At 66.6% G+C, this 20,149-nt stretch carries 21 protein-coding genes; 10 read left to right on the top strand and 11 right to left on the bottom strand.

What is annotated here, in order from left to right; genetic code table 11:
* Positions 1-49: 49 nt before the first annotated feature.
* Genes rimI through pssA form a run of 3 tightly spaced genes read right to left on the bottom strand, consistent with a single transcriptional unit; the run spans position 50 to position 1,820 of the window.
* Entirely contained in the window at positions 50-547 is a 498-nt protein-coding gene (gene rimI / locus ACZK1G_RS03045; protein WP_049443093.1) for a ribosomal protein S18-alanine N-acetyltransferase, read from the bottom strand.
* Positions 544-1,047, bottom strand: a complete 504-nt coding sequence (locus tag ACZK1G_RS03040; RefSeq protein ID WP_049443092.1) for a hypothetical protein — start codon at positions 1,045-1,047, stop codon at positions 544-546. Before ACZK1G_RS03040 ends, rimI begins: the two co-directional genes overlap by 4 nt.
* On the bottom strand, positions 1,044-1,820 hold the full coding sequence (pssA, locus tag ACZK1G_RS03035; protein WP_005415206.1) for a CDP-diacylglycerol--serine O-phosphatidyltransferase: 777 nt from the start codon (positions 1,818-1,820) through the stop codon (positions 1,044-1,046). Before pssA ends, ACZK1G_RS03040 begins: the two co-directional genes overlap by 4 nt.
* 80 nt (positions 1,821-1,900) lie before the next feature.
* Between pssA and ACZK1G_RS03030 the strand changes: the two genes are divergently transcribed.
* The 3 genes from ACZK1G_RS03030 to ACZK1G_RS03020 all read left to right on the top strand — a co-directional run bounded on the left by ACZK1G_RS03030 (position 1,901) and on the right by ACZK1G_RS03020 (position 5,243).
* Positions 1,901-2,275 carry a DUF4124 domain-containing protein gene (locus ACZK1G_RS03030; protein ID WP_049443177.1) on the top strand — a complete coding sequence of 125 codons (375 nt, stop codon included), beginning with the start codon at positions 1,901-1,903 and terminating at the stop codon, positions 2,273-2,275.
* Between the two features lie 659 nt (positions 2,276-2,934).
* Positions 2,935-4,638, top strand: a complete 1,704-nt coding sequence (locus ACZK1G_RS03025) for a proline--tRNA ligase (protein ID WP_049443091.1) — start codon at positions 2,935-2,937, stop codon at positions 4,636-4,638.
* Positions 4,639-4,859: 221 nt separating this feature from the next.
* A complete protein-coding gene (locus tag ACZK1G_RS03020; protein ID WP_049443090.1) occupies positions 4,860-5,243 on the top strand; it encodes an H-NS histone family protein in 384 nt (127 codons plus the stop codon).
* An 89-nt stretch (positions 5,244-5,332) separates the two neighbouring features.
* Here ACZK1G_RS03020 and ACZK1G_RS03015 read toward each other — a convergent pair whose 3' ends face one another.
* Positions 5,333-6,592 carry a threonine/serine exporter family protein gene (locus tag ACZK1G_RS03015; RefSeq protein ID WP_014035912.1) on the bottom strand — a complete coding sequence of 420 codons (1,260 nt, stop codon included), beginning with the start codon at positions 6,590-6,592 and terminating at the stop codon, positions 5,333-5,335.
* A 92-nt stretch (positions 6,593-6,684) separates the two neighbouring features.
* Here ACZK1G_RS03015 and ACZK1G_RS03010 point away from each other — a divergent pair, with 92 nt between their 5' ends.
* The 5 genes from ACZK1G_RS03010 to ACZK1G_RS02990 all read left to right on the top strand — a co-directional run bounded on the left by ACZK1G_RS03010 (position 6,685) and on the right by ACZK1G_RS02990 (position 11,290).
* The gene (locus ACZK1G_RS03010; protein ID WP_049443089.1) at positions 6,685-7,806 is read left to right on the top strand and encodes an MlaE family ABC transporter permease; all 1,122 of its coding nucleotides are present in this window, start codon (positions 6,685-6,687) and stop codon (positions 7,804-7,806) included.
* Between the two features lies 1 nt (position 7,807).
* Complete coding sequence (locus ACZK1G_RS03005; RefSeq protein WP_049443088.1) at positions 7,808-8,635, top strand: ABC transporter ATP-binding protein; 828 nt, start codon at positions 7,808-7,810, stop codon at positions 8,633-8,635.
* Between the two features lie 3 nt (positions 8,636-8,638).
* Positions 8,639-9,565, top strand: a complete 927-nt coding sequence (locus ACZK1G_RS03000) for an MlaD family protein (RefSeq protein ID WP_014035909.1) — start codon at positions 8,639-8,641, stop codon at positions 9,563-9,565.
* Positions 9,562-10,203 carry an ABC-type transport auxiliary lipoprotein family protein gene (locus ACZK1G_RS02995; protein ID WP_049443087.1) on the top strand — a complete coding sequence of 214 codons (642 nt, stop codon included), beginning with the start codon at positions 9,562-9,564 and terminating at the stop codon, positions 10,201-10,203. Before ACZK1G_RS03000 ends, ACZK1G_RS02995 begins: the two co-directional genes overlap by 4 nt.
* Before the next feature lie 124 nt (positions 10,204-10,327).
* Positions 10,328-11,290 carry a glycosyltransferase family 2 protein gene (locus ACZK1G_RS02990; RefSeq protein WP_049443086.1) on the top strand — a complete coding sequence of 321 codons (963 nt, stop codon included), beginning with the start codon at positions 10,328-10,330 and terminating at the stop codon, positions 11,288-11,290.
* A gap of 15 nt (positions 11,291-11,305) precedes the next feature.
* On the opposite strand, the gene ACZK1G_RS02985 is transcribed toward ACZK1G_RS02990, so the two are convergent.
* From ACZK1G_RS02985 to ACZK1G_RS02975, 3 genes are read right to left on the bottom strand one after another with little or no spacing between them, the layout of a single operon-like run.
* A complete protein-coding gene (locus ACZK1G_RS02985; protein ID WP_049443085.1) occupies positions 11,306-11,893 on the bottom strand; it encodes an alpha-ketoglutarate-dependent dioxygenase AlkB family protein in 588 nt (195 codons plus the stop codon).
* A 46-nt stretch (positions 11,894-11,939) separates the two neighbouring features.
* Positions 11,940-12,572, bottom strand: a complete 633-nt coding sequence (locus ACZK1G_RS02980) for a CoA transferase subunit B (RefSeq protein WP_049443084.1) — start codon at positions 12,570-12,572, stop codon at positions 11,940-11,942.
* A 1-nt stretch (position 12,573) separates the two neighbouring features.
* The gene (locus ACZK1G_RS02975; RefSeq protein WP_049443083.1) at positions 12,574-13,308 is read right to left on the bottom strand and encodes a CoA transferase subunit A; all 735 of its coding nucleotides are present in this window, start codon (positions 13,306-13,308) and stop codon (positions 12,574-12,576) included.
* A 139-nt stretch (positions 13,309-13,447) separates the two neighbouring features.
* Here ACZK1G_RS02975 and ACZK1G_RS02970 point away from each other — a divergent pair, with 139 nt between their 5' ends.
* On the top strand, positions 13,448-14,794 hold the full coding sequence (locus ACZK1G_RS02970) for a phosphohexomutase domain-containing protein (protein WP_478448038.1): 1,347 nt from the start codon (positions 13,448-13,450) through the stop codon (positions 14,792-14,794).
* Between the two features lie 12 nt (positions 14,795-14,806).
* Positions 14,807-16,210 carry a mannose-1-phosphate guanylyltransferase/mannose-6-phosphate isomerase gene (locus ACZK1G_RS02965; protein ID WP_049443081.1) on the top strand — a complete coding sequence of 468 codons (1,404 nt, stop codon included), beginning with the start codon at positions 14,807-14,809 and terminating at the stop codon, positions 16,208-16,210.
* A 12-nt stretch (positions 16,211-16,222) separates the two neighbouring features.
* Here ACZK1G_RS02965 and ACZK1G_RS02960 read toward each other — a convergent pair whose 3' ends face one another.
* From ACZK1G_RS02960 to rfbA, 4 genes are all read right to left on the bottom strand, one after another.
* Complete coding sequence (locus ACZK1G_RS02960; RefSeq protein ID WP_101764916.1) at positions 16,223-17,611, bottom strand: hypothetical protein; 1,389 nt, start codon at positions 17,609-17,611, stop codon at positions 16,223-16,225.
* 199 nt (positions 17,612-17,810) lie between these two features.
* Entirely contained in the window at positions 17,811-18,701 is an 891-nt protein-coding gene (gene rfbD, locus ACZK1G_RS02955; RefSeq protein ID WP_049443079.1) for a dTDP-4-dehydrorhamnose reductase, read from the bottom strand.
* Positions 18,698-19,255: a dTDP-4-dehydrorhamnose 3,5-epimerase gene (gene rfbC / locus ACZK1G_RS02950; protein ID WP_049443078.1), complete on the bottom strand. Its 558-nt coding sequence runs from the start codon at positions 19,253-19,255 to the stop codon at positions 18,698-18,700. The genes rfbD and rfbC overlap by 4 nt, the downstream gene beginning before the upstream one ends.
* On the bottom strand, positions 19,252-20,139 hold the full coding sequence (gene rfbA / locus ACZK1G_RS02945; protein ID WP_049443077.1) for a glucose-1-phosphate thymidylyltransferase RfbA: 888 nt from the start codon (positions 20,137-20,139) through the stop codon (positions 19,252-19,254). The genes rfbC and rfbA overlap by 4 nt, the downstream gene beginning before the upstream one ends.
* Positions 20,140-20,149 lie beyond the last annotated feature (10 nt).

The raw sequence follows: 20,149 nt of genomic DNA, 5'->3' as shown, positions 1-20,149 counted from the left end.
GGTTGGCGGCTACCGGTAGTGCCGGCCGCTGGCCGGCAACCCTTCTCCGCTACAGCGGCGGCATTGTCTGCAGGTCGCCGTCGACCAGTTCGATCGCCATCACCACCGCATCCTCGCGGCCCTGTGCCGCCGGGTAGTAGCGCGGGCGGCGGCCGATCTCGTTGAATCCTTCGCTGTGGTACAGCGCCAGCGCCGGCGCGTTGGACGGACGCACTTCCAGGAATACGCGCTGTGCGCCGCGGTCGGCGGCCAGCTGCACCAGTGCGCGCAGCAGCTGGCGACCCAGCCCGCGCGACTGCGCCAGCGGATCGATGCAGATGTTCAGCACGTGCGCTTCATCGGCGGCGATGCTGAGCACGCCATAGCCGATCAGCAGGCCATCGCGCTCCATCGCCAGGCCGGGATAGCCGGCGCGCAGGCAGTCGATGAAGATGCCGCGGGTCCAGGGGAAAGGGTAGCCGCGCAGTTCGATCGCCATCACCGCATTGAGGTCGCTCTCGCGCAGCGCACGCAGGCTGACCGGGCCGGGACGGGCGACCGCACTCATGGCGTGCCTCGCTTGCGCAGGGCACGCAGCTGCGGCCACAGCGCACGCTTGGCGGCCGGGTCGTGGCGCAGCTGGTCCAGCGGCCAGCTGTCCATCAATCGCTGCGTTGCCGGGTCGTTTGGGTTGCAGCCGGACGCACGCAGCAGCGCAATCTGCAGGCGATCCGGCAGGCGGACCACCGGCTGGCGTGCGTTGCCGCTGGGCATCGGGCGCTCAGCCGCCGGTACGGTGTCCGGGGAGCTGACCGGCGTTTCGCGGCGCGGCGGTGCCGGGCGTTCCGGGCGGGCTGCGGGCGCCGGCCCGGCATGCTGTTCGCGCGACGGCACGGCGGCACGCACCGGTTCCGGCGCGGCGACGCTGGCCTCGGCTTCGGCCACGCTCAACTGCAGCGCGGCATCCAGCTCGGCAGCCAGCTGGCCGTCGTGATAGACGGTATAGCCCATGGCCTGCAGCCAGGCCTGCTGGGCCGGTGACCACAGCACGGGCAGGTCCTCGCTCACGCCGCCTCGGGCTTCTTGCGCAGGCGCTGCACGGCCCACATCACCGGGCCGGACAAGGCGTACAGGATGCCGACCGCGAACAGCACGCGCGGCAGGTCGATGACCGCAATGGCGATGGCCACCGGCACCAGTGCCAGCACCAGGAACGGCACGCGGTCCGACCGGGTGCCCTTGGCAGCGCCGCCCTTGAAGCTCCAGAAGCGGATGCGGCTGACCATCAGCAGCGCAGCGATGATCGTCACCGCCAGTGCCACGTAGCGCAGCTGGTTGCCGTCCCAGCCCAGGTTGCCATCGGCGAACGCCCAGACGAAGGACATCATCAGGCCTGCGGCAGCCGGGCTGGCCAGGCCGACGAACCAGCGCTTGTCGACCACCGCCACCTGCGTGTTGAAGCGGGCCAGGCGCAGTGCCGCGCAGGCCGCATACAGGAAGGCCACCGCCCAGCCGACGCGGCCGAGCAGCGGATCGTCGAACTTCAGCCACGACAGCGACCAGTGGTACATCACCAGCGCCGGGGCCATGCCGAAGCTGACCAGGTCGGCCAGCGAGTCGTACTGCACGCCGAATTCACTGCTGGTGCCGGTCAGGCGCGCCACGCGCCCGTCCAGGCCATCCATCACCGCCGCCACGAACACGGCGATGCTGGCATTGACGAAATCCCCGTTGGCCGCGGCGATGATCGCGTAGAAGCCGGCGAACAGGCCGGCGGTGGTGAACAGGTTGGGCAGCAGGTAAATCGTGCGCGAGCGCGGCGGCGGTGTGATCGGGTCCATGGAATCCAGTTTAATCGACTTGCCAGCGGTCGGCGCCAATGCTGCAATCGGCGTTCTGCGCCCATTCCGTGGAGTTTGCCATGCGTGCCCTGTCCTGCCTTGGATGCCTGCTGCTGTTGGCCAGTGCCAACGCCGTGGCCGGCCCCGTCTACAAATGGAAGGACGCCCATGGCGTGACCCAGTACTCGGAGACCCCGCCGGCGGGCAAGAAGTTCGAGACCCGCGAGCAGGCCCGCACCCCGCAGGCCGCGGCCAGCACCGAGACCCCGGCCGCGCCGGTCCCCGAGCAGTGCAGCACGGCCCGGGCCAACCTGGCCCTGCTGGACGGTGGCGGCCAGGTGATGCAGGACACCGATGGCGATGGCAAGCCCGATACCCCGTTGACCCCCGAGCAGCACACCGCGCAGAAGGGATTGGCCGAAGCCGCCATCAAGGCCTACTGCCCAGCACAGTGAGGGTATCGGCAGGGCTTGCAGCCCTGCACCCGCAGAGGCAACAGCAAGGGCAACAGCCGGCTCTGGGCTTTCTGTGGGTTTGGCGGGGCGGTGTGGGCTGCCAGGACACGCCGTAAACCCCGCTCCGCGGCCCGGCCCAGCCGCTGGCGGCTGTGCGTTCGGGCGCTTGCGAAGCAGTGCTTCGCGAGCAAAGCGCCCTCACCCATGGGGGCTCGATGGCGCCATCCATGGCGCCAACGGTCCTGCCACCCCACACCGCCCCGCCCCTGACAGACCGCTAGTGACGGTCAGTAGATCCACGCCATGCGTGGATGAAATCTGTCAGATATCGAATTGAATCCGGGGTCAGATCCGTTTTCCTGCGGAAAACGGATCTGACCCCACGAGCTGTTCCGACAGCTCGCAGGAAACTGTCGAAGGCGGGGTGGGTCCGGTTGCGGGGGCGTGAGCCGCATGGATGCGGCGACCGAGCCTACATGGACGTATTCACGGCGCCCCCCGCAACCGGACCCACCCCGCCATCTCCCAGGAAACCCGTTCTTGCTGTTGCCGTTGCCGTTGACGTTGCTTCAGGCGGGTGCAGGGCGCAGCCCTGCCGATACCCCTCCCCCCGGCCGGGCTGGCAGAATAGACGTCTCTGCCGTTATCCGAAGCCGACGATGCGCCTCTCCCAGTTCCACCTGCACACCACCAAGGAAACCCCCAGCGACGCCGAGCTGACCAGCCATCGGCTGATGCTGCGCGCGGGCATGATCCGCAAGCTGGCATCGGGCCTGTACACCTGGTCGCCGCTGGGCCTGCGCGTGCTGCGCAAGGTCGAACGCATCGTGCGCGAGGAAATGGACCGGGCCGGTGCCGTGGAATTCCAGATCCCGACCATCCAGCCGAAGGAACTGTGGGAGCAGACCGGCCGCTGGCAGAAATTCGGCCCGCAGCTGCTGAAGATCAAGGATCGCAAGGACCAGGTGTTCTGCTACAGCCCGACCGCCGAGGAAGCCGCCTGCGACTTCGCGCGCAGCGAGCTGTCCAGCTACAAGCAGCTGCCGGTGAACTTCTACCAGGTGCAGACCAAGTTCCGCGACGAGATCCGCCCGCGCTTCGGCGTGATGCGTTCGCGCGAGTTCCTGATGAAGGACGCCTATTCGTTCCACCTGCACGATGAGTGCCTGGTGCGCGAATACGAGAACATGAAGTCGGCCTACAGCCGCATCTTCACCCGCCTCGGCCTGGATTTCCGCATGGTGCAGGCGGACTCCGGTGCGATCGGCGGCGATGCGTCGCAGGAATTCCACGTCATCGCCGATTCCGGTGAGGACGCGCTGGTGTTCTCCACCGGCTCGGACTACGCAGCCAACATGGAAGCGGCGATCGCCGCCGATCCGGCACCGCGTGCGGCCGCCACCGAAACGATGCGCAAGGTGGATACCCCCACCCAGAAGACCTGCGAGGACGTCGCGGCCCTGCTCGGCATCGACCTGCAGCGCACGGTGAAGTCGGTGGCGCTGATCGCCGGCGAAGGCAAGGCACAGCAGTTCGTGCTGGCGCTGGTGCGTGGCGACCATGAGGTCAACGAGATCAAGCTGGCCAAGGTCGCCGGCCTGGACGAGCAGCGCTTCGCCAGCGAGGCGGAAATCGCCGAGCACCTGGGCAGCGTGCCGGGCTTCCTCGGCCCGGTCGCCCCGGCCAAGGCCATCCGCGTGGTCGCCGATCGCGAAGTGGCGGCGATGGCCGACTTCGTCGTCGGCGCCAACGAGGCCGGTTTCCACCTGGCCGGCGTCAACTGGGGCCGCGACCTGCCGGAACCGGAAGTGGCCGACATCCGCAACGTGCGTGCCGGCGACCGTGCCGTGGACGGCGGTGAACTGAAGATCGCCCGTGGCATCGAAGTCGGCCACGTGTTCCAGCTCGGCCGCAAGTACGCCGAAGCGCTGGATGCCACCGTGCTGGATGAAAACGGCAAGGCGGCGGTGATGGCGATGGGCTGCTACGGCATCGGCATCTCGCGCGTCGTGGCTGCCGCGATCGAACAGAACCATGACGATGCCGGCATCATCTGGCCGGACGCGATGGCGCCGTGGCAGGTGGTGGTGTGCGTGATCAACCCGAAGGGCGACGCCGCCGTGGCCGACGCCGCTGCCAACCTGCTGCAGGAGCTGCGCGACGCGGGCCTGGACGCGGCACTCGACGACCGCGGCCTGCGCCCGGGCGCGATGTTCGCCGACATGGAACTGATCGGCATCCCGCACCGCGTGGTGGTCAGCGAACGCGGCCTGGCCGCTGGCACCTACGAGTACCGCTCGCGCCGCGCCAGCGACGCGGAGAGCCTGGACAAGGCGACCCTGCTGCAGCGACTGCAGGGCTGACGTGGAAAGACCGGGGCCTGCCCCGGTCTTTTTTTGCCTGCGCCAGCGCGGGCCGATATTGCAGCGGACATAATCCGGTCAAAATCACCGCGACAGCGTCGGCATGCCGCCACGGCATGTCCTGCCTGCATTTGTGCTTGGATTAATTCATCTCTATTCTGTCCGCCGACGCCATGGACTGGCTTGTCCCGTCCACTTATTAGTTTCCGGAGTAACCGTAAATGAGCATTGACCTGACCGGCCTGTCGGCGCGCGAGCTGGGCGCCCTGATCCGCACCGCGAAGAAGCAGCAGACCATCGTCGCCAAGCGCCGGCCGATCACCAAGGTTCGCGCCCAGCTGACCAAGCTGGCCAAGACCGAGGGTTACACCATCGAGGAACTGTTCGGCGACGCCCCGGCCCCGCGCGCGCGCAAGGTGGCCAAGGTCACCAAGGCACCGTCGAAGACCGCCGGCCGCAAGCTGGGCAAGGTTGCCCCGAAGTACCGCAACCCGGCCAACCCCAAGGAAACCTGGACCGGCCGTGGCAAGCAGCCGCGCTGGATGGCTGAACTGACCGCCAAGGGCAACAAGAAGCCGGAAGATTTCCTGATCAAGAAGGCCTGAGGCCGGATCGGGATGCACTGAAAAACGCCGGCGAAAGCCGGCGTTTTTTCATTCCCCGGAAAGGTGTGTGGACCAATGGTCCACATCTACTACAGGGTTTTGCGGGCCGGCATCAGCAGGTTGCCGAACAGCAGGCCCGCCACCAGCGCCATCACCACGTTGAGCACGGTGAGGAACACGCTCTGGCCGGCGCCCACGTCCTGCTGCTGGACCAGGGTCAGCACGCCGCGCAGGCTGGTGCTGCCGGGCACCATCATGATGATGCCCGGGAGGCGGATGATCGCGCCCGGACGCCCGACCAGGCGACCGAACAGATTGCCGCCGGCGGTCAGCAGCATCGCCGACAGGAAGATGCCAGCCGGCGCGCCCCAGGCGTGGCCGCCGAACTTGGAGATCGCATAACCGGCCACCGAGGCGGCGATCACCCACGGGTAATCGCGGCGGTTGGCCTTGAACAGCATCGCGAAGGCGAACGCCGCCGTCAGCAGCGACCCCCATTCCACCCATGGCCCCTGCGGCCGCGTGGCGCGGATCACCGGGTCCAGGCCGAGCACGTCGGCCAGGGTCACTGCGATCATCGCGCCGACGCTGAGCTTCATGATGGTGGTCAGCGCACCGGCAAAGCGCGCGGTACCCGACACCCAGTGCTGGCTGGCCAGCTCATTGACCGCATTGGTCAGCGACATGCCGGGCAGCAGCACCACCAGCGAGGCGATGATCACCGTGTTGAGGTTGAGCGCGCCAATGAAGGACGCCACCAGGGTGGCGACCATGCCGGCCAGCAGCGCCGCCAGCGCCTCGGCCGCTTCGCGGGTGGCCGGGCGACGATCGGTGACCATGCCGAGCAGGCCGATCATCAGGCCGATGACACCGGCCGTGGCAATGTCCAGCCACGGCAGCTTCCACATCCCGGCCACGCCGGCCGCGCCGAGGCTGAACGACAGGATGGTGCGCAGCTTGCCGCGCCGGCCCGGATCCTTGTCCAGCTGGCGCAGTGCAGTGTGGCCCTGGGCGATGCTCATCCGCCCGTTGGACACTTCTTCGGCGATATGGTCGGCGACGCTGAGCTTGTGCAGGTCGTTCTCACCGGGCGCCAGGCGGATCACGCGGGTGATGTCGCTGGAGCCGATCGCCTGCGCCGGATCGCTGAAGCTCAGGATGATACCGGTGGGATTCGACCACGGTTCACAATCCAGATCGAGCTGGCGGGCCAGTGCCACCACCGCCGTTTCCAGGCGCTGGGCCGTGGTGCCATAGCTGTGCAGGCGTCCGGCGATCTCGGAAACAAAGGCCACGCGCTGTGCGTAGGTGGCCTGGGGCGTGGGGATCGTGTGAGCGTCTGCGGACATGCGCCGTAGTATTACCTACGCTGGGGCCCACCGGAGAAATTCATCCGAGTTCGACGCGAAGCCCGATACAGAACGGTTATGCTGCGATCCGAATGGCCCAAGTGACCCCGAACCACGCCCCCCAGCTCGAACAGGATGCCCACGACCCGGGCCTGATCCGCCTGTCCGGTACCTGGACCTTGAAGACCGCGCTGGCCGCGGCCGAGGTCCTGCACGGCGTTCCCGACAAACTGACCGGCATCGATGCCACCGGCATCGAACAGCTGGATTCGGCCGGCGTGCTGCAGGTGCTGCGCGTGGCCCATCGTGCCGATCTGCACGAAGACGCACTGCAGTTCCGCGCAGACCACCAGGCGCTGGTGTGCACCATCGAGGAAGTGGCCGACGACCGGCCCAAGCCCAAGCGCGATTTCGGCGTGCTGGCCGCGCTGGAACGGCTGGGCGTCAGCGTCCACACCACCGGCCACAACATCAAGGCGCTGTGCAGCTTCCTCGGCGAGAACCTGGTCAAGGCGGCCCGGCTGGTCAAGGAACCCCGCCGCTTCCGGCTGACCGCCACCGTGCACCAGATGGAGCAGGTCGGGCTGGACGCGGTACCGCTGGTGGCGTTGCTGTCCTACCTGGTCGGCGCGGTGATCGCGTTCCTCGGTTCGACCATCCTGCGCGACTTCGGCGCCGAGATCTACGTGGTCGAGCTGGTCAACATCGCCTTCCTGCGCGAGTTCGCGGTGCTGCTGACGGCGATCGTGCTGGCCGGCCGCACCGCCAGTGCGTTCACCGCGCAGATCGGTGCGATGAAGGCACGCGAGGAAATCGATGCGATGCGCACGCTGGGCCTGGACCCGGTCGACCTGCTGGTGCTGCCACGCTTGCTGGCGTTGCTGGTCACCCTGCCCCTGTTGACCTTCATCGCGATGGTCGCCGGCCTGGCCGGCGGCATCACCGTCGGCGCGTTCGACCTCGACATCCCGCCGCAGATGTACATCGCGCGCATGCACGAGACGATGGAAGTGCGGCACATGCTGGTCGGCCTAGCGAAGGCACCCGTGTTCGCGCTGGTGATCGGCCTGATCGGCTGCCTGGAAGGACTGAAGGTCGAGGGCACCGCGCAGTCGGTCGGCGAGCGCACCACCTCCAGCGTGGTGCAGACGATCTCGCTGGTGATCATCATCGACGCCTTCGCGGCGTTGTGGTTCATGCACATGGACTGGTGACATGAGCACATCCGCCCTCCCCGAACCCATCGACATGCGCGACGACCAGGGCCACGAACTGGCCATCCGCGTGCGTGGACTGGTCAACCGCTTCGGCAGCCAGACCGTGCACGAAGACCTGGACCTGGACGTACGCCGCGGCGAAATCCTGGGCGTGGTCGGCGGCTCCGGTACCGGCAAGTCGGTGCTGATGCGCTCGATCCTCGGCCTGCGCGTGCCCGATGCCGGGCAGATCGAAGTACTCGGCCGCGACGCGCGTGCCGACGATACCGAGAGCCGCCTGCACATCGAGCGCAACACCGGCGTGTTGTTCCAGGACGGCGCCCTGTTCTCCTCGCTCACCGTGGGCGAGAACGTGCAGGTGCCACTGAAGGAACACCATCGCGAGCTGCCCGAGCGCTGGCACTACGAACTGGCGCTGTTGAAAGTGAAACTGGCCGGCCTGCCCGCCGACGCGATCAACAAGCTGCCCTCGCAGCTGTCAGGCGGCATGCGCAAGCGCGCCGGCCTGGCCCGGGCACTGGCGCTGGATCCGCCGCTGCTGTTCCTGGACGAACCCACCGCCGGCCTCGACCCGATCGGCGCGGCGGCGTTCGACCGCCTGATCAAGACCCTGCAGGAAGCACTGGGGCTGACCGTGTTCCTGATCACCCACGACCTGGACACGCTGTACGCGATCTGCGACCGGGTCGCGGTGATCGCCGACCGCAAGGTGGTGGCCAACGCACCCTTGCCTGACATCGAGAAACTGGATCATCCGTGGATCCAGGAATACTTCCACGGACCCCGCGCGCGCGCCGCGCGTGGCGAACAGATCGAGAGTGCCTGAGCCATGGAAACCAAAGCCAACTACGTGCTGATCGGCGCGTTCACCCTGATCACCGGCCTGGCCCTGCTGGCCTTCGGCCTGTGGGCCGCCAAGTACTCCTCCGACCGCACCTGGCAGGAGTACCGCGTGGTGTTCCGCGAAGCGGTGACCGGCCTGTCGGTGGGCAGCCCGGTGCAGTACAACGGCATCGCGGTGGGCTCGATCACCGAGCTGAACCTGGTGCCGGACGACCCGCGCCAGGTGGTCGCGCGCATCCGCCTGAACTCCAACACGCCGGTCAAGACCGATACCCGCGCCAAGCTGGCGATCACCAGCCTGACCGGCCCGTCGATCATCCAGCTCAGCGGCGGCACGCCGCAGTCGCCGGCGCTGACCACGGTCAACAAGGACCCGGCGCCGATCATCCCGACCACACCCTCTGCGCTGCAGAACATCACCGACGTCGCCAACCGCATCGTCGAGCGCATGGACCAGATCCTCAGCGACCGCAACGTGGCCTCGATCAACGCGACGCTGGCCAACCTGGAGACAATCAGCGGCGGCCTGGCCGACCGTGACCAGGGCACGCAGGCGCTGCTGCTCAGCGCGCGCGACGCCGCCCGCAGCCTGGACACCACGCTGAAGACCACCAACGGCACCATCGAGCGCCTGGACAAGAACCTGGTGCAGCAGCTGCCCGGCATCATCGACAAGCTCGACGGCACCCTGGCCAAGCTCGATTCGGCCGCCGGCAACGCCGATTCGATCCTTGGCGAGAACCGCGCCGCGATCAACAGCTTTGCCAACGATGGCCTCGGCCAGCTGGGCCCGACGCTGACCGAACTGCGCGGCCTGATCCGCGACCTGCGCCGGGTCAGCGACCGTCTTGAGAACAACCCCGCGCGCTACCTGCTGGGCCGCGACGCACCGAAGGAGTTCGAACCCAAATGAGCCCGACCACCCTCCCGCGCCTGCTGCTGGCCGCTTCGATGGTCACCCTGCTGGGCGGCTGCTCCATCCTTGGCAGCAGCGAGAAGACCGCGGTGACGCTGTACTCGCCGTCCGTGCAGGTCAAGGCAGACCCGGCCTGGCCGCAGGCCAGCTGGCAGCTGGTGCTGGCCAAGCCCAGCGCCGCGCGCATGGTCGACAGCCCGCGCATCAACGTGCGGCCGACACCGTCGCAGCTGGAGATCTACAAGGGCGCCAGCTGGGCCCAGCCGGCCACCGACATGATCGAGGACACCCTGTTGCGCGGCTTCGAGGATTCAGGTCGCATCCGCGGCGTGGCCCGCAGCACCGCCGGCATCCGCGCCGACTACAAGCTGTCCACCGACGTGCGCCGCTTCGAATCGGATTACCAGGGCCAGGCCACGCCGACGGTGGTGATCGAGGTCAACGCCAAGCTGATCCATGTCGCCGACCAGCGCGTGGTCGCGGACCGCACCTTCCGCCAGGCGCAGCCCGTCGGCAGCACCGATGTACCGGCGGTGACCGCGGCCTTCGAGCGCGGCCTGCAGCAGCTGGCACAGGACATGGTGGGCTGGACGTTGCAGAGCGGGCAGGCCGACCAGCCGACCGTCGCGCGCTGATCGCCGCAGTCGCCGGGCATGGCCCGGCGCTGCCGCCGCCAGATTCAGGTAGCACCGGTCCATGCCCGTCGGCGCTGCAGCAGGTGCGTGCGATAATCACAGGCCACGGCCCATTCCCTCGCTGATGCCCGCATCCGTCTCCATCGCCGTCTGCACGTACAACGGTGAGCGCTTCCTGCAGGAGCAGCTCGACAGCCTGCTGGCACAGACACGCCGACCGGACCAGATCGTGATCCGCGACGACGTGTCCTCCGATGGCACGTTGGTGCTGCTGCGGGCCTTCGTGCCACGCGCCGAGGCTGCGGGTATCTCGGTTGACCTGCAGGTCAATCCACAGAACGTGGGTTATCGGCGCAATTTCGATGGCGCACTGCGCGCCTGCACCGGCACGCTCATTTTCCTGTGTGACCAGGACGATGTCTGGCATCCCGACAAGGTCGCACGCTTCTGCACCGAGTTCGATGCACGCCCTGGCCTGCGCGTCCTGCACTGCGACGCTCGCTTGATCGATGATGCAGGTCAGCCCATGCCGCAGACCCTGTTCACCGCGCTGCACTACGGCACCGCGCAACAGGCACGGATGCATGCCGGCGACGGGTTCCGATTGATGCTCAAGCGCAAGCTGATGACCGGTGCCGCAATGGCCTTGCACCGGTCGGTCCTGGCCGACGCACTTCCGCTGCCGGCATCGGACTGGGTACACGACGCCTGGATCGGCACACTGGCTGCCATGCGCGGGGAGATCGACAGCCTTTCCGAGACGCTCATTGATTACCGCCTGCACAGCAACAATCAGTTGGGCCTTGGTGGCAACGATGCCACGCCACGCGCGGTACGACGCAAGCGCCAGCTGGAAAGCGAGCGGGTGGAATGCGGCCAGCTGCTGGAGCGCGCGCGCGCGCGCGGCCTGCCCGCTACCCAGCTGGCCTGGATCGAACGCAAGCGACGTCATATCGCCGTGCGCGCCAGTCTGCCGAGCTCGCGCCTGCGGCGTATCCCGACAGTGTTCGGTGAACTGCTACGCGGCAACTATGGCCACTTCGGCCGCGGCGTGCTGTCTGCCGGCATCGATCTGCTGCGCGCCTGACACTTCGGCCCAGGATCAGCCGGGCTGGATCCACCGGAACGTCAGGTTGATCCGCTCTCCCTGCACCCGCGCCATCTTCGGCAGCGCGTGCTGGTAGAAGCGCTGGGTCTGCCCGGCCATCAGCAGCAGGTCACCGTGGCCAAGCACGAATTCAGCCTTGCGCGCCGGGTCGTCGCGTCGGCGCAGCAGGAAACGGCGTGCGGCACCCAGGCTCAGCGAAGCGATCACGGGGGCCGGCCCCAGCTCCGGCTCGTCATCGCTATGCCAGCCCATGTAGTCACCGCCACTGCGATAGCGGTTCAGCAGCACGCTGTTGAAGTGGCCGTGTCCTTCGGCCTGCAGGTGCTCGCGCACGGCCAGCAACACAGGCGGCCACGGGTGCGGCACGAACTCGGCACCAGAGTAACGGTAGCGGGCCTGCGGGTCGCCGATCCAGCAGCTCAGCCGTGGCGAGTCCACCCAGCTGCCGAACATGCGGATGCGGTGGACCTCCCACGGCACGCCGGCCTGCAGCGCCTCCATGAGCCGGTCGGCATCGGTCGCGGCCAGCCAGCCCGGCAGGTGCAACACATCGGCATCGGGCAGCGTATGGGGAAACAGCATGGCACCCCCTCAAGAAACAGGGCGGCCCTGGGCCGCCCTTGCACCTTCAGCCGCGAAGAAACGCGACGCCGGTCTTTTCCTGCAGTTCCTCATCACTGACACCTGGCGCGGCTTCCACCAGCAGCAGGCCCTTGTCAGTCACGTCGAACACGGCCAGGTCGGTAATGATGCGGTCGACCACGCCCACGCCGGTCAACGGCAACGTGCATTCGGCCAGGATCTTGTGCTCGCCGTTCTTGGCGGTGTGCTCCATCAGCACCACCACGCGCTGCACACCAGCGACCAGGTCCATCGCACCGCCCATGCCCTTGACCATCTTGCCGGGCACCATCCAGTTGGCCAGGTCACCCTTGTCGGTCACCTGCATGGCACCGAGGATAGCCAGGTTGACGTGGCCACCGCGGATCATCGCGAAGCTGTCGTGGCTGCCGAAGTAGCTGGCGCCCGCACGTGCAGTGACGGTCTGCTTGCCGGCATTGATCAGGTCGGCGTCGACTTCGGCGTCGGTCGGGAACGGGCCGATACCGAGCAGGCCGTTTTCCGACTGCAGCCACACGTCCACGCCTTCGGGAATGTGGTTGGCCACCAGCGTCGGCAGGCCGATGCCCAGATTCACGTAAGCACCATCGGTCAACTCGCGCGCCGCGCGTGCGGCCATCTCATCACGGGTCCACGCCATGTCAGTTGCCCTCCGCGCGGATGGTGCGCTGTTCGATTCGCTTCTCGGGATGCGCGTTGTGCACTATGCGGTGCACATAGATGCCCGGCAGGTGCACCTGGTCCGGGTCGATGGCGCCGACCGGCACCACCTCTTCCACTTCCACGATGCAGACCTTGCCGGCCATCGCGCAGGCCGGGTTGAAGTTGCGTGCGGTCTTGCGGAACACCAGGTTGCCGGCCTCGTCGGCCTTCCAGGCCTTGACCAGCGCCACGTCGGCGCGCAGCGCAGTCTCCATCACGTAGTGCTTGCCGTCGAATTCGCGGGTTTCCTTGCCCTCGGCCACCACCGTGCCGTAGCCGGTGGCCGTGAAGAACGCCGGAATACCCGCGCCACCGGCACGCAGGCGCTCGGCCAGGGTGCCCTGCGGGTTGAATTCCAGCTCCAGCTCGCCGGCCAGGAACTGCCGCTCGAATTCCTTGTTCTCGCCCACGTAGGACGAAATCATCTTCCTGATCTGCCGCGTTTCCAGCAGCTGGCCCAGGCCGAAGCCATCGACGCCGGCATTGTTGGAGATCACGGTCAGGCCCTTGGCGCCGCTGTCGCGCAAGGCAGCGATCAGCGCCTCGGGAATGCCACACAGGCCAAAGCCGCCCACGGCCAGGGTCTGGCCATCGGCGACCACCCCCTGCAGGGCCTCCGCCGCACTGGCGAAGCGCTTGCCGCGCTTGCCGCCGGTCGTTGCCGGGTTGCTCATCTACGCCCTCACCTGGTTGATGTAATCCGCTCATTCTAGGCCAGCGCGCCGGCCGGTCACGTGGCGTTGCGGCATGGAGACGATTCCCATACCGGGCTGGCGGTACAATCAAGGGCTGTGCCCACATTGGACCTGATCAATGCCCCTGCCCGCCTTCAAGGCCTATGACATCCGTGGCCGCGTCCCGGAAGAACTGAACGAAGACCTCGCCCGCCGCATCGGCGTCGCCCTGGCCGCTCAGCTCGCCCCGGGCCCGGTGGTCCTGGGTCATGACGTCCGGTTGACCAGCCCGGCACTGCAGGACGCGCTGGCCGCCGGCCTGCGTGGTGTGGGCCGCGAAGTGATCGACATCGGCCTGTGCGGCACCGAGGAGGTCTACTTCCAGACCGACCACCTGGGCGCCGCGGGCGGCGTGATGGTGACTGCCAGCCACAACCCCATGGACTACAACGGGATGAAGCTGGTCAAGGAAAACGCACGGCCAATCAGTTCCGATACCGGCCTGTTCGCGATCTCCGACGCGGTGGCCGCCGATGCCGGCAGCGCACAGCCACCGGTTGCGGCGCAGACCGCGCGCCACGACAAGAGCGCCTACATCGATCACCTGCTGGGCTACGTGGACGCCAGCAAGCTCAAGCCGCTGAAGCTGGTGGTCAACGCCGGCAACGGCGGCGCCGGTGCCATCGTCGACCTGCTGGCGCCGCACCTGCCGCTGGAATTCATCCGCATCTGCCATGAACCCGATGGCAGCTTCCCCAACGGCATCCCCAACCCGCTGCTGCCGGAGAACCGCGCCGCCACCGCCGAGGCCGTGCGCGAACACGATGCCGACTTCGGCATCGCCTGGGACGGTGACTTCGACCGCTGTTTCTTCTTCGATCACACCGGCCGTTTCATCGAAGGCTATTACCTGGTCGGCCTGCTGGCAAAGGCCATTCTCGCCCGCCAGCCCGGTGGCAAGGTCGTACACGATCCGCGCCTGGTCTGGAACACGGTGGAAATGGTCGAAGCCGCCGGCGGCGTGCCGGTGCTGTGCAAGAGCGGCCACGCCTTCATCAAGGAGAAGATGCGCGCGGAAGATGCGGTGTATTGCGGCGAGATGAGCGCCCACCACTACTTCCGCGAGTTCGCCTATGCAGACTCCGGGATGATCCCGTGGCTGCTGATCGCCCAGCTGATTTCGGAAAGCGGACGTTCACTGGCCGACTGGGTCGAAGATCGCATGGCGGCCTATCCGTGCAGCGGAGAGATCAACTTCAAGGTGGCCGATGCCAAGGCCGCCGTGGCACGCGTGATGGAGCACTTCGCCGCGCTGGCGCCCGCACTGGACTACACCGATGGCATCAGCGCCGATTTCGGCGACTGGCGCTTCAACCTGCGCAGTTCCAACACCGAGCCGCTGCTGCGCCTGAATGTCGAAGCCCGCGGTGATGCCGCGCTGATGCAGGCGCGCACCGACGAAATTTCCCACCTCCTTCAGCAATAACCAAGGAAGACCATGAGCATCATTCAGCCCGTCATTCTCTCCGGTGGCTCCGGCACCCGCTTGTGGCCGCTGTCACGTGAGTCCTACCCGAAGCAGTTCCTGCCACTGGCCGGCGAGCTGACCATGCTGCAGGCTACCTGGCAGCGGGTGGCCCCCATTGCCAGCCGTGGTCCACTGGTGATCGCCAACGAGGAACACCGCTTTGTCGCCGCCGAGCAACTGCACCAGGTCGGTGCCGAGCCGGCTGCGATCATCCTTGAGCCAATGGGGCGCAATACGGCGCCGGCCATCGCGGTAGCGGCATTGGAAGCGACCCGCGACGGCGCCGATGCGCTGCTGCTGGTGCTGCCTTCGGACCACGTGATCAGCGATGAAGCCACCTTCCGCAGCGTCGTCCAGGCAGCCACCAGTGCTGCCGAGGCGGGCAAGCTGGTGACCTTCGGCATCGTGCCCACGGGCCCTGAAACCGGCTACGGCTACATCAAGGCCGCCGACGGCCAGGGCCTTCGTGCCGTCGAACGCTTCGTCGAGAAGCCGGACCTGGACACCGCTACCGGGTACGTGGCCAGCGGCCAGTACTACTGGAACAGCGGCATGTTCCTGTTCAAGGCATCGCGCTACCTGCAGGAGCTGGAACGCTTCCAGCCGGAGATGCTCGCCGGCAGCCGCAGCGCATGGCAGCTGGCCCGCCGCGACACCGACTTCACGCGCCTGGACAAGGCCGCCTTCGCCGCCGTCGCCTCTGATTCCATCGACTACGCGGTGATGGAGAAGACCGCCGATGCGGTGGTGATCCCGCTCGACGCGGGTTGGAATGATGTCGGTTCGTGGACCGCACTGCGCGACGTCTCGCAGCAGGATGGTGACGGCAATGCCCACCAGGGCGATGTGATCGCCATCGACTGCCGCAACACCTATGCCTATGGCCAGCGCCTGGTGGCGATGGTCGGCCTGGACGATGTGATCGTGGTGGAGACCGACGATGCGGTACTGGTCGGCAAGGCTGACCGCATGCAGGAGGTCAAGACAGTGGTGTCACAGTTGAAGACCGAAGGCCGCAGTGAAGCGACCTGGCACCGCAAGGTCTATCGTCCGTGGGGCGCCTACGATTCGATCGACAACGGTGCCCGCTTCCAGGTGAAGCGGATCACGGTCAAGCCCGGCGGCACGCTGAGCCTGCAGATGCACCACCATCGTGCCGAACACTGGATCGTGGTCAGCGGCACCGCCGAGGTGACCCGGGGTGACGAAGTCATCCTGCTGAGCGAGAACCAGAGCACCTACATTCCACTGGGCGTGACCCATCGCCTGCGCAACCCGGGCAAACTGCCGCTGGAACTGATCGAAGTGCAGTCCGGCAGTTACCTGGGCGAAGACGATATCGTTCGCTTCGAGGACACCTACGGGCGTAGCTGACGGGTTCAACTCTCAGCGCCGCTGAGCTCCGGCGCCCTCCAGGGGCGCCGATCCGGCACGGTCTACAGGAAGGATCCGGCGCAGGACCGGATCATCCAGATAGGACTTGAGGCGGTTCGTGTCGGGATACGGCAGCTCGAACTCGCCCGCCTGCGGCGCACGGAGGTCAGCGCCCGCAAGGTAGCGCCGGACATTGTCCTGTTGCAGCCGCGCTGCCGCGCTGAAATGCTGGAGCTTGGCAACATCCTTTCCGATCCGGCCCAGCAGTGGATATGCAACGACAAGCGCGAACAGGAGCACCGCCGTACGCCTTGCCGTGCGCAGTCGCGGGCCCTTCGAAGCCAGGCCCCACAATTGGATGGCAAACCACGCGTTGGCAAACAAGCCAGGCACAAACAGTTCCGTATAGCGGGACATCGGCGCCCTCATGTCATGGCCGCGGCCATAGGCGATGGCCAATGCCTGAAGCGCAGACCAGATGCAGAGTCCTGCCATCAGCAGGTCGGTGGGCGATGCTTGCCGGCGGATCACCATGCGCACGACCATCACGGTGGCAGGCAGCCAGATGACCAGTGCGAACCCACCTGACCGCATGGGCCACGCCAGAACCCGAGACGCGGCGTAGATGAACTCGCCTGCGCTCTGCGCACGCAAGACCGTATTGACCTCGATCACGGGAACCTGAGCGTAGGCGACCATCGCGACGGCCGCCAGCACTGCTGTTGCGCACAACGCCGGCACTCGTCGGCCGGGAAGGCAGATGCAGGCCAGGACACAGGTCGCAGCTGTTGCCACTGCGGTCAGCAGGCCCGATGCCATGGTGACACTCGCAAACACGCTCAGTGCGATCGCAGCAGGCAATGCCACAATATTCTGATGGTGCCTGGCCACCAGTGCGATGGCCACGATGCTGGACAGGATCAGGAAGTAGAACTGCGACTGGAAGCCAACGAGGAAGTTCTCCCACGCGAACGGCAGGACTGACAGCAGAATCGCCAACAGCAGCAGCATCCAGCGACCCACAGCAGCGCCCGCGTCGCGAAACGCGTGCCAGACCAGCAATGCGGGGATGAAGCAGAACACGACCGCCGCGACCCGTGCTTCGTAGACGTTGTTCCACTGCCCGGTGACGGCATACGACAGCAGGGTGACCAGGCGCGTGGGCAGGATGCGATGCTCATTGTGCGGCGCGAGCAACATCTGCCACTGCAATGTTCCTTCCAGCCATGGTTTGAGCGCAGAGGCCCACTCCCCATCCCATTGATCCATGTAGGGCATCGGCGTAGCGAAGAACTGTACGTACAGCAGTCGTGCCAGCAGCGCCAGCGCACCGACACCCAGTGCCAGCATGAGTGGAGACCACTTTCGCGATGCGCGGGCGTGCAAAGCAGGCAGATTCATGGAGCGTCCTTCCAGGTACAAGCGCAGCAACTTCGACGCACTGCGCGGGAGAATCCAGTTGCGCATGGTAGTTCAGCAGCACCGGATTCGCGCGTACTCACGCTCAGCAATGCCTGGTTCGAAACGTTGCACAGCGCGAAAAAGCAGAAACCCGGCCAAGGCCGGGCTTCCGTCATCCGCCGCACCGCGCGGCCGGCGATCAGAACTGTGCGATCACCCGCTTCAGGCCGTCCCGCCACTCCGGCAGCACGATGCCGAAATCCTGCTGCAGCTTACGGTTGTCCAGCACCGACCAGGCCGGGCGCTTGGCCGGAGTCGGGTACTCGGAACTGGCAATCGCTTCAACCGACGGCACCTTGGCCAGTACTCCCGCCGCCAGCGCCTCGGCAAAAATCGCTTCGGCAAAACCGTGCCAACTGGTCTGGCCACTGGCGGTCAGGTGCCAGGTCCCCGAAAGCTGGCCCGGATGCTGCAGTGCCTGCGCGGTGACATCGGCGATCAGCGCCGCCGGCGTCGGCGTACCGATCTGGTCGGCCACCACACGCAATACGTCACGCTCGGCACCCACCCGCAACATCGTGCGCAGGAAGTTGGCGCCGTGCGATGCATACACCCACGCCGTGCGGAAGATCAGGTGACGGCCACCGGCAGCGCGCACCGCATCCTCGCCATCGCGCTTGCTGGTGCCATACACGCCCAGCGGTGCGGTCGGCTCGTCCTCGCGGTAGGGCGCGCTGCCCTGGCCATCGAACACGTAGTCGGTGGAGTAATGCACGAGCGGCACGCCATGCGCCGCACACCAGCGCGCGATCACGCCCGGCGCCTGCGCATTGGCAGCAAAGGCAGCTTCGACCTCCTGCTCGGCTCGATCAACTGCGGTATAGGCGGCCGCATTGACCACCAGCGACGGCTGCACGCGGTCCAGCAATGCCGGCAGGCTGTCGGGCTGGCCGAAATCGGCCGTTTCGCAGGCACTTCCGTCGGGCAGGACGCCGCTGCGGGTGGTCGCGACCACCTGGCCCAGCGGTGCCAGCGCGCGCAGCAGTTCCTGGCCGACCTGGCCGTTGCCACCAAACACCAGCACCGTCATGCGACGTAGACCGGCAGACGGTCTTCGGCGATGTCCTTCAGGAACGGCGCGTTCTCGTCCTTGGCCGACAGGGTCGGTGCGCTGACCGGCCAGTCCACTGCGATGTCAGCATCGTTCCAGCGCACGCCGGCATCAAAGTCCTTCAGGTAGACCTCGGTGCACAGGTAGCTGAACACCGCACGCTCGGACAGCACGGCGAAACCGTGGGCGAAGCCCTCCGGAATCCAGAACTGCTTCTTGTTCTCCGCGCTCAGCACCACCGCTTCCCACTGACCGAAGGTCGGCGAGCCCCGACGGATGTCGACGGCCACATCGTAGACCTCGCCTTCGAGCACGCTGACCAGCTTGCCCTGCGGGCGCGGCCACTGGTAATGCAGGCCGCGCAGCACGCCCTGCGCGGACGTCGACACGTTGCTCTGCACGAAACGATCCGGCAGGCCCAGCGCAGCGAAGCGCTCGGCATTCCAGGTTTCGAAGAAATAACCGCGGGCATCGCCGAACACCGCCGGCTCGATCACCACGCAGCCGGGCAACTTGGTTTCAATCACTTTCACGGAACGACTCCACGCAGAGCGAGTTTATGCAGGTACTGGCCGTAGCCATTCTTGATCAGCGGCGCCGCCAGTGCTTCCAGCTGTTCAGCGTTGATCCAGCCCTTGCCGAAGGCAATTTCCTCCGGGCAGCAGACCTGCAGGCCCTGGCGGGTCTGGATGGTTTCGATGAAGTTGGATGCTTCCAGCAACGACTGGTGCGTGCCGGTATCCAGCCAGGCATAACCACGACCCAGCGCCTCCAAGTGCAGCTGCCCTTCGCGCAGATAGTGCTGGTTCAGATCGGTGATCTCCAGCTCGCCACGCGGCGAAGGCTTCAGCTCGGCCGCATAGTCGCTGGCATTGCCGTCGTAGAAGTACAGGCCGGTCACCGCGTAGTTGGAGCGCGGATTCTCGGGCTTTTCCACCAGGTTGATGACCTTGCCGTTGTTGTCGAACTCGGCCACGCCGTAGCGTTCCGGATCATTCACCCAGTAGCCGAACACGGTGGCGCCCTGGTCACGCTGGTCGGCGTTGCGCAGCACCTCGCGCAGGCCGTGGCCGTGGAAGATGTTGTCGCCCAGCACCAGGCAGCTCGGCTTGCCGGCGACGAACTCACGGCCGATCAGGTAGGCCTGGGCCAGGCCATCCGGACTTGGCTGCACTGCGTACTGGATGTCCATGCCCCACTGCGAACCGTCGCCCAGCAACTGCTGGAACAGCGCCTGCTCGTGCGGGGTATTGATGATCAGCACTTCGCGAATGCCCGCCAGCATCAGCACGCTGAGCGGGTAGTAGATCATCGGCTTGTCGTACACCGGCAACAGCTGCTTGCTGACGCCCTTGGTGATCGGATACAGCCGGGTGCCGGAACCCCCGGCTAGGATGATGCCCTTGCGCTGGGTCATGAGATCTCCT

The organism is Stenotrophomonas sp. 109824_Sma, from assembly GCF_056480025.1.
Note: the sequence above shows the minus strand (reverse complement) of the source record. Positions and strands in the feature narration are given on the sequence as shown.

Bases quoted from the DNA above. Each gene is read 5' to 3' on its own strand.
- ACZK1G_RS02990 (WP_049443086.1), top strand. From the start codon at position 10,328: ATGCCCGCATCCGTCTCCATCGCCGTCTGCACGTACAACGGTGAGCGC.
- ACZK1G_RS03030 (WP_049443177.1), top strand. From the start codon at position 1,901: ATGCGTGCCCTGTCCTGCCTTGGATGCCTGCTGCTGTTGGCCAGTGCC.
- ACZK1G_RS03015 (WP_014035912.1), bottom strand. From the start codon at position 6,592: ATGTCCGCAGACGCTCACACGATCCCCACGCCCCAGGCCACCTACGCA.
- ACZK1G_RS02980 (WP_049443084.1), bottom strand. From the start codon at position 12,572: ATGGCGTGGACCCGTGATGAGATGGCCGCACGCGCGGCGCGCGAGTTG.
- rfbD (WP_049443079.1), bottom strand. From the start codon at position 18,701: ATGACGGTGCTGGTGTTTGGTGGCAACGGCCAGGTCGGCCAGGAACTG.
- rfbA (WP_049443077.1), bottom strand. From the start codon at position 20,139: ATGACCCAGCGCAAGGGCATCATCCTAGCCGGGGGTTCCGGCACCCGG.
- ACZK1G_RS02985 (WP_049443085.1), bottom strand. From the start codon at position 11,893: ATGCTGTTTCCCCATACGCTGCCCGATGCCGATGTGTTGCACCTGCCG.
- ACZK1G_RS03025 (WP_049443091.1), top strand. From the start codon at position 2,935: ATGCGCCTCTCCCAGTTCCACCTGCACACCACCAAGGAAACCCCCAGC.
- ACZK1G_RS03020 (WP_049443090.1), top strand. From the start codon at position 4,860: ATGAGCATTGACCTGACCGGCCTGTCGGCGCGCGAGCTGGGCGCCCTG.
- ACZK1G_RS03000 (WP_014035909.1), top strand. From the start codon at position 8,639: ATGGAAACCAAAGCCAACTACGTGCTGATCGGCGCGTTCACCCTGATC.
- ACZK1G_RS02965 (WP_049443081.1), top strand. From the start codon at position 14,807: ATGAGCATCATTCAGCCCGTCATTCTCTCCGGTGGCTCCGGCACCCGC.
- ACZK1G_RS02960 (WP_101764916.1), bottom strand. From the start codon at position 17,611: ATGAATCTGCCTGCTTTGCACGCCCGCGCATCGCGAAAGTGGTCTCCA.
- rimI (WP_049443093.1), bottom strand. From the start codon at position 547: ATGAGTGCGGTCGCCCGTCCCGGCCCGGTCAGCCTGCGTGCGCTGCGC.
- ACZK1G_RS02970 (WP_478448038.1), top strand. From the start codon at position 13,448: ATGCCCCTGCCCGCCTTCAAGGCCTATGACATCCGTGGCCGCGTCCCG.
- ACZK1G_RS03005 (WP_049443088.1), top strand. From the start codon at position 7,808: ATGAGCACATCCGCCCTCCCCGAACCCATCGACATGCGCGACGACCAG.
- ACZK1G_RS02995 (WP_049443087.1), top strand. From the start codon at position 9,562: ATGAGCCCGACCACCCTCCCGCGCCTGCTGCTGGCCGCTTCGATGGTC.
- ACZK1G_RS03010 (WP_049443089.1), top strand. From the start codon at position 6,685: ATGGCCCAAGTGACCCCGAACCACGCCCCCCAGCTCGAACAGGATGCC.
- ACZK1G_RS02975 (WP_049443083.1), bottom strand. From the start codon at position 13,308: ATGAGCAACCCGGCAACGACCGGCGGCAAGCGCGGCAAGCGCTTCGCC.
- pssA (WP_005415206.1), bottom strand. From the start codon at position 1,820: ATGGACCCGATCACACCGCCGCCGCGCTCGCGCACGATTTACCTGCTG.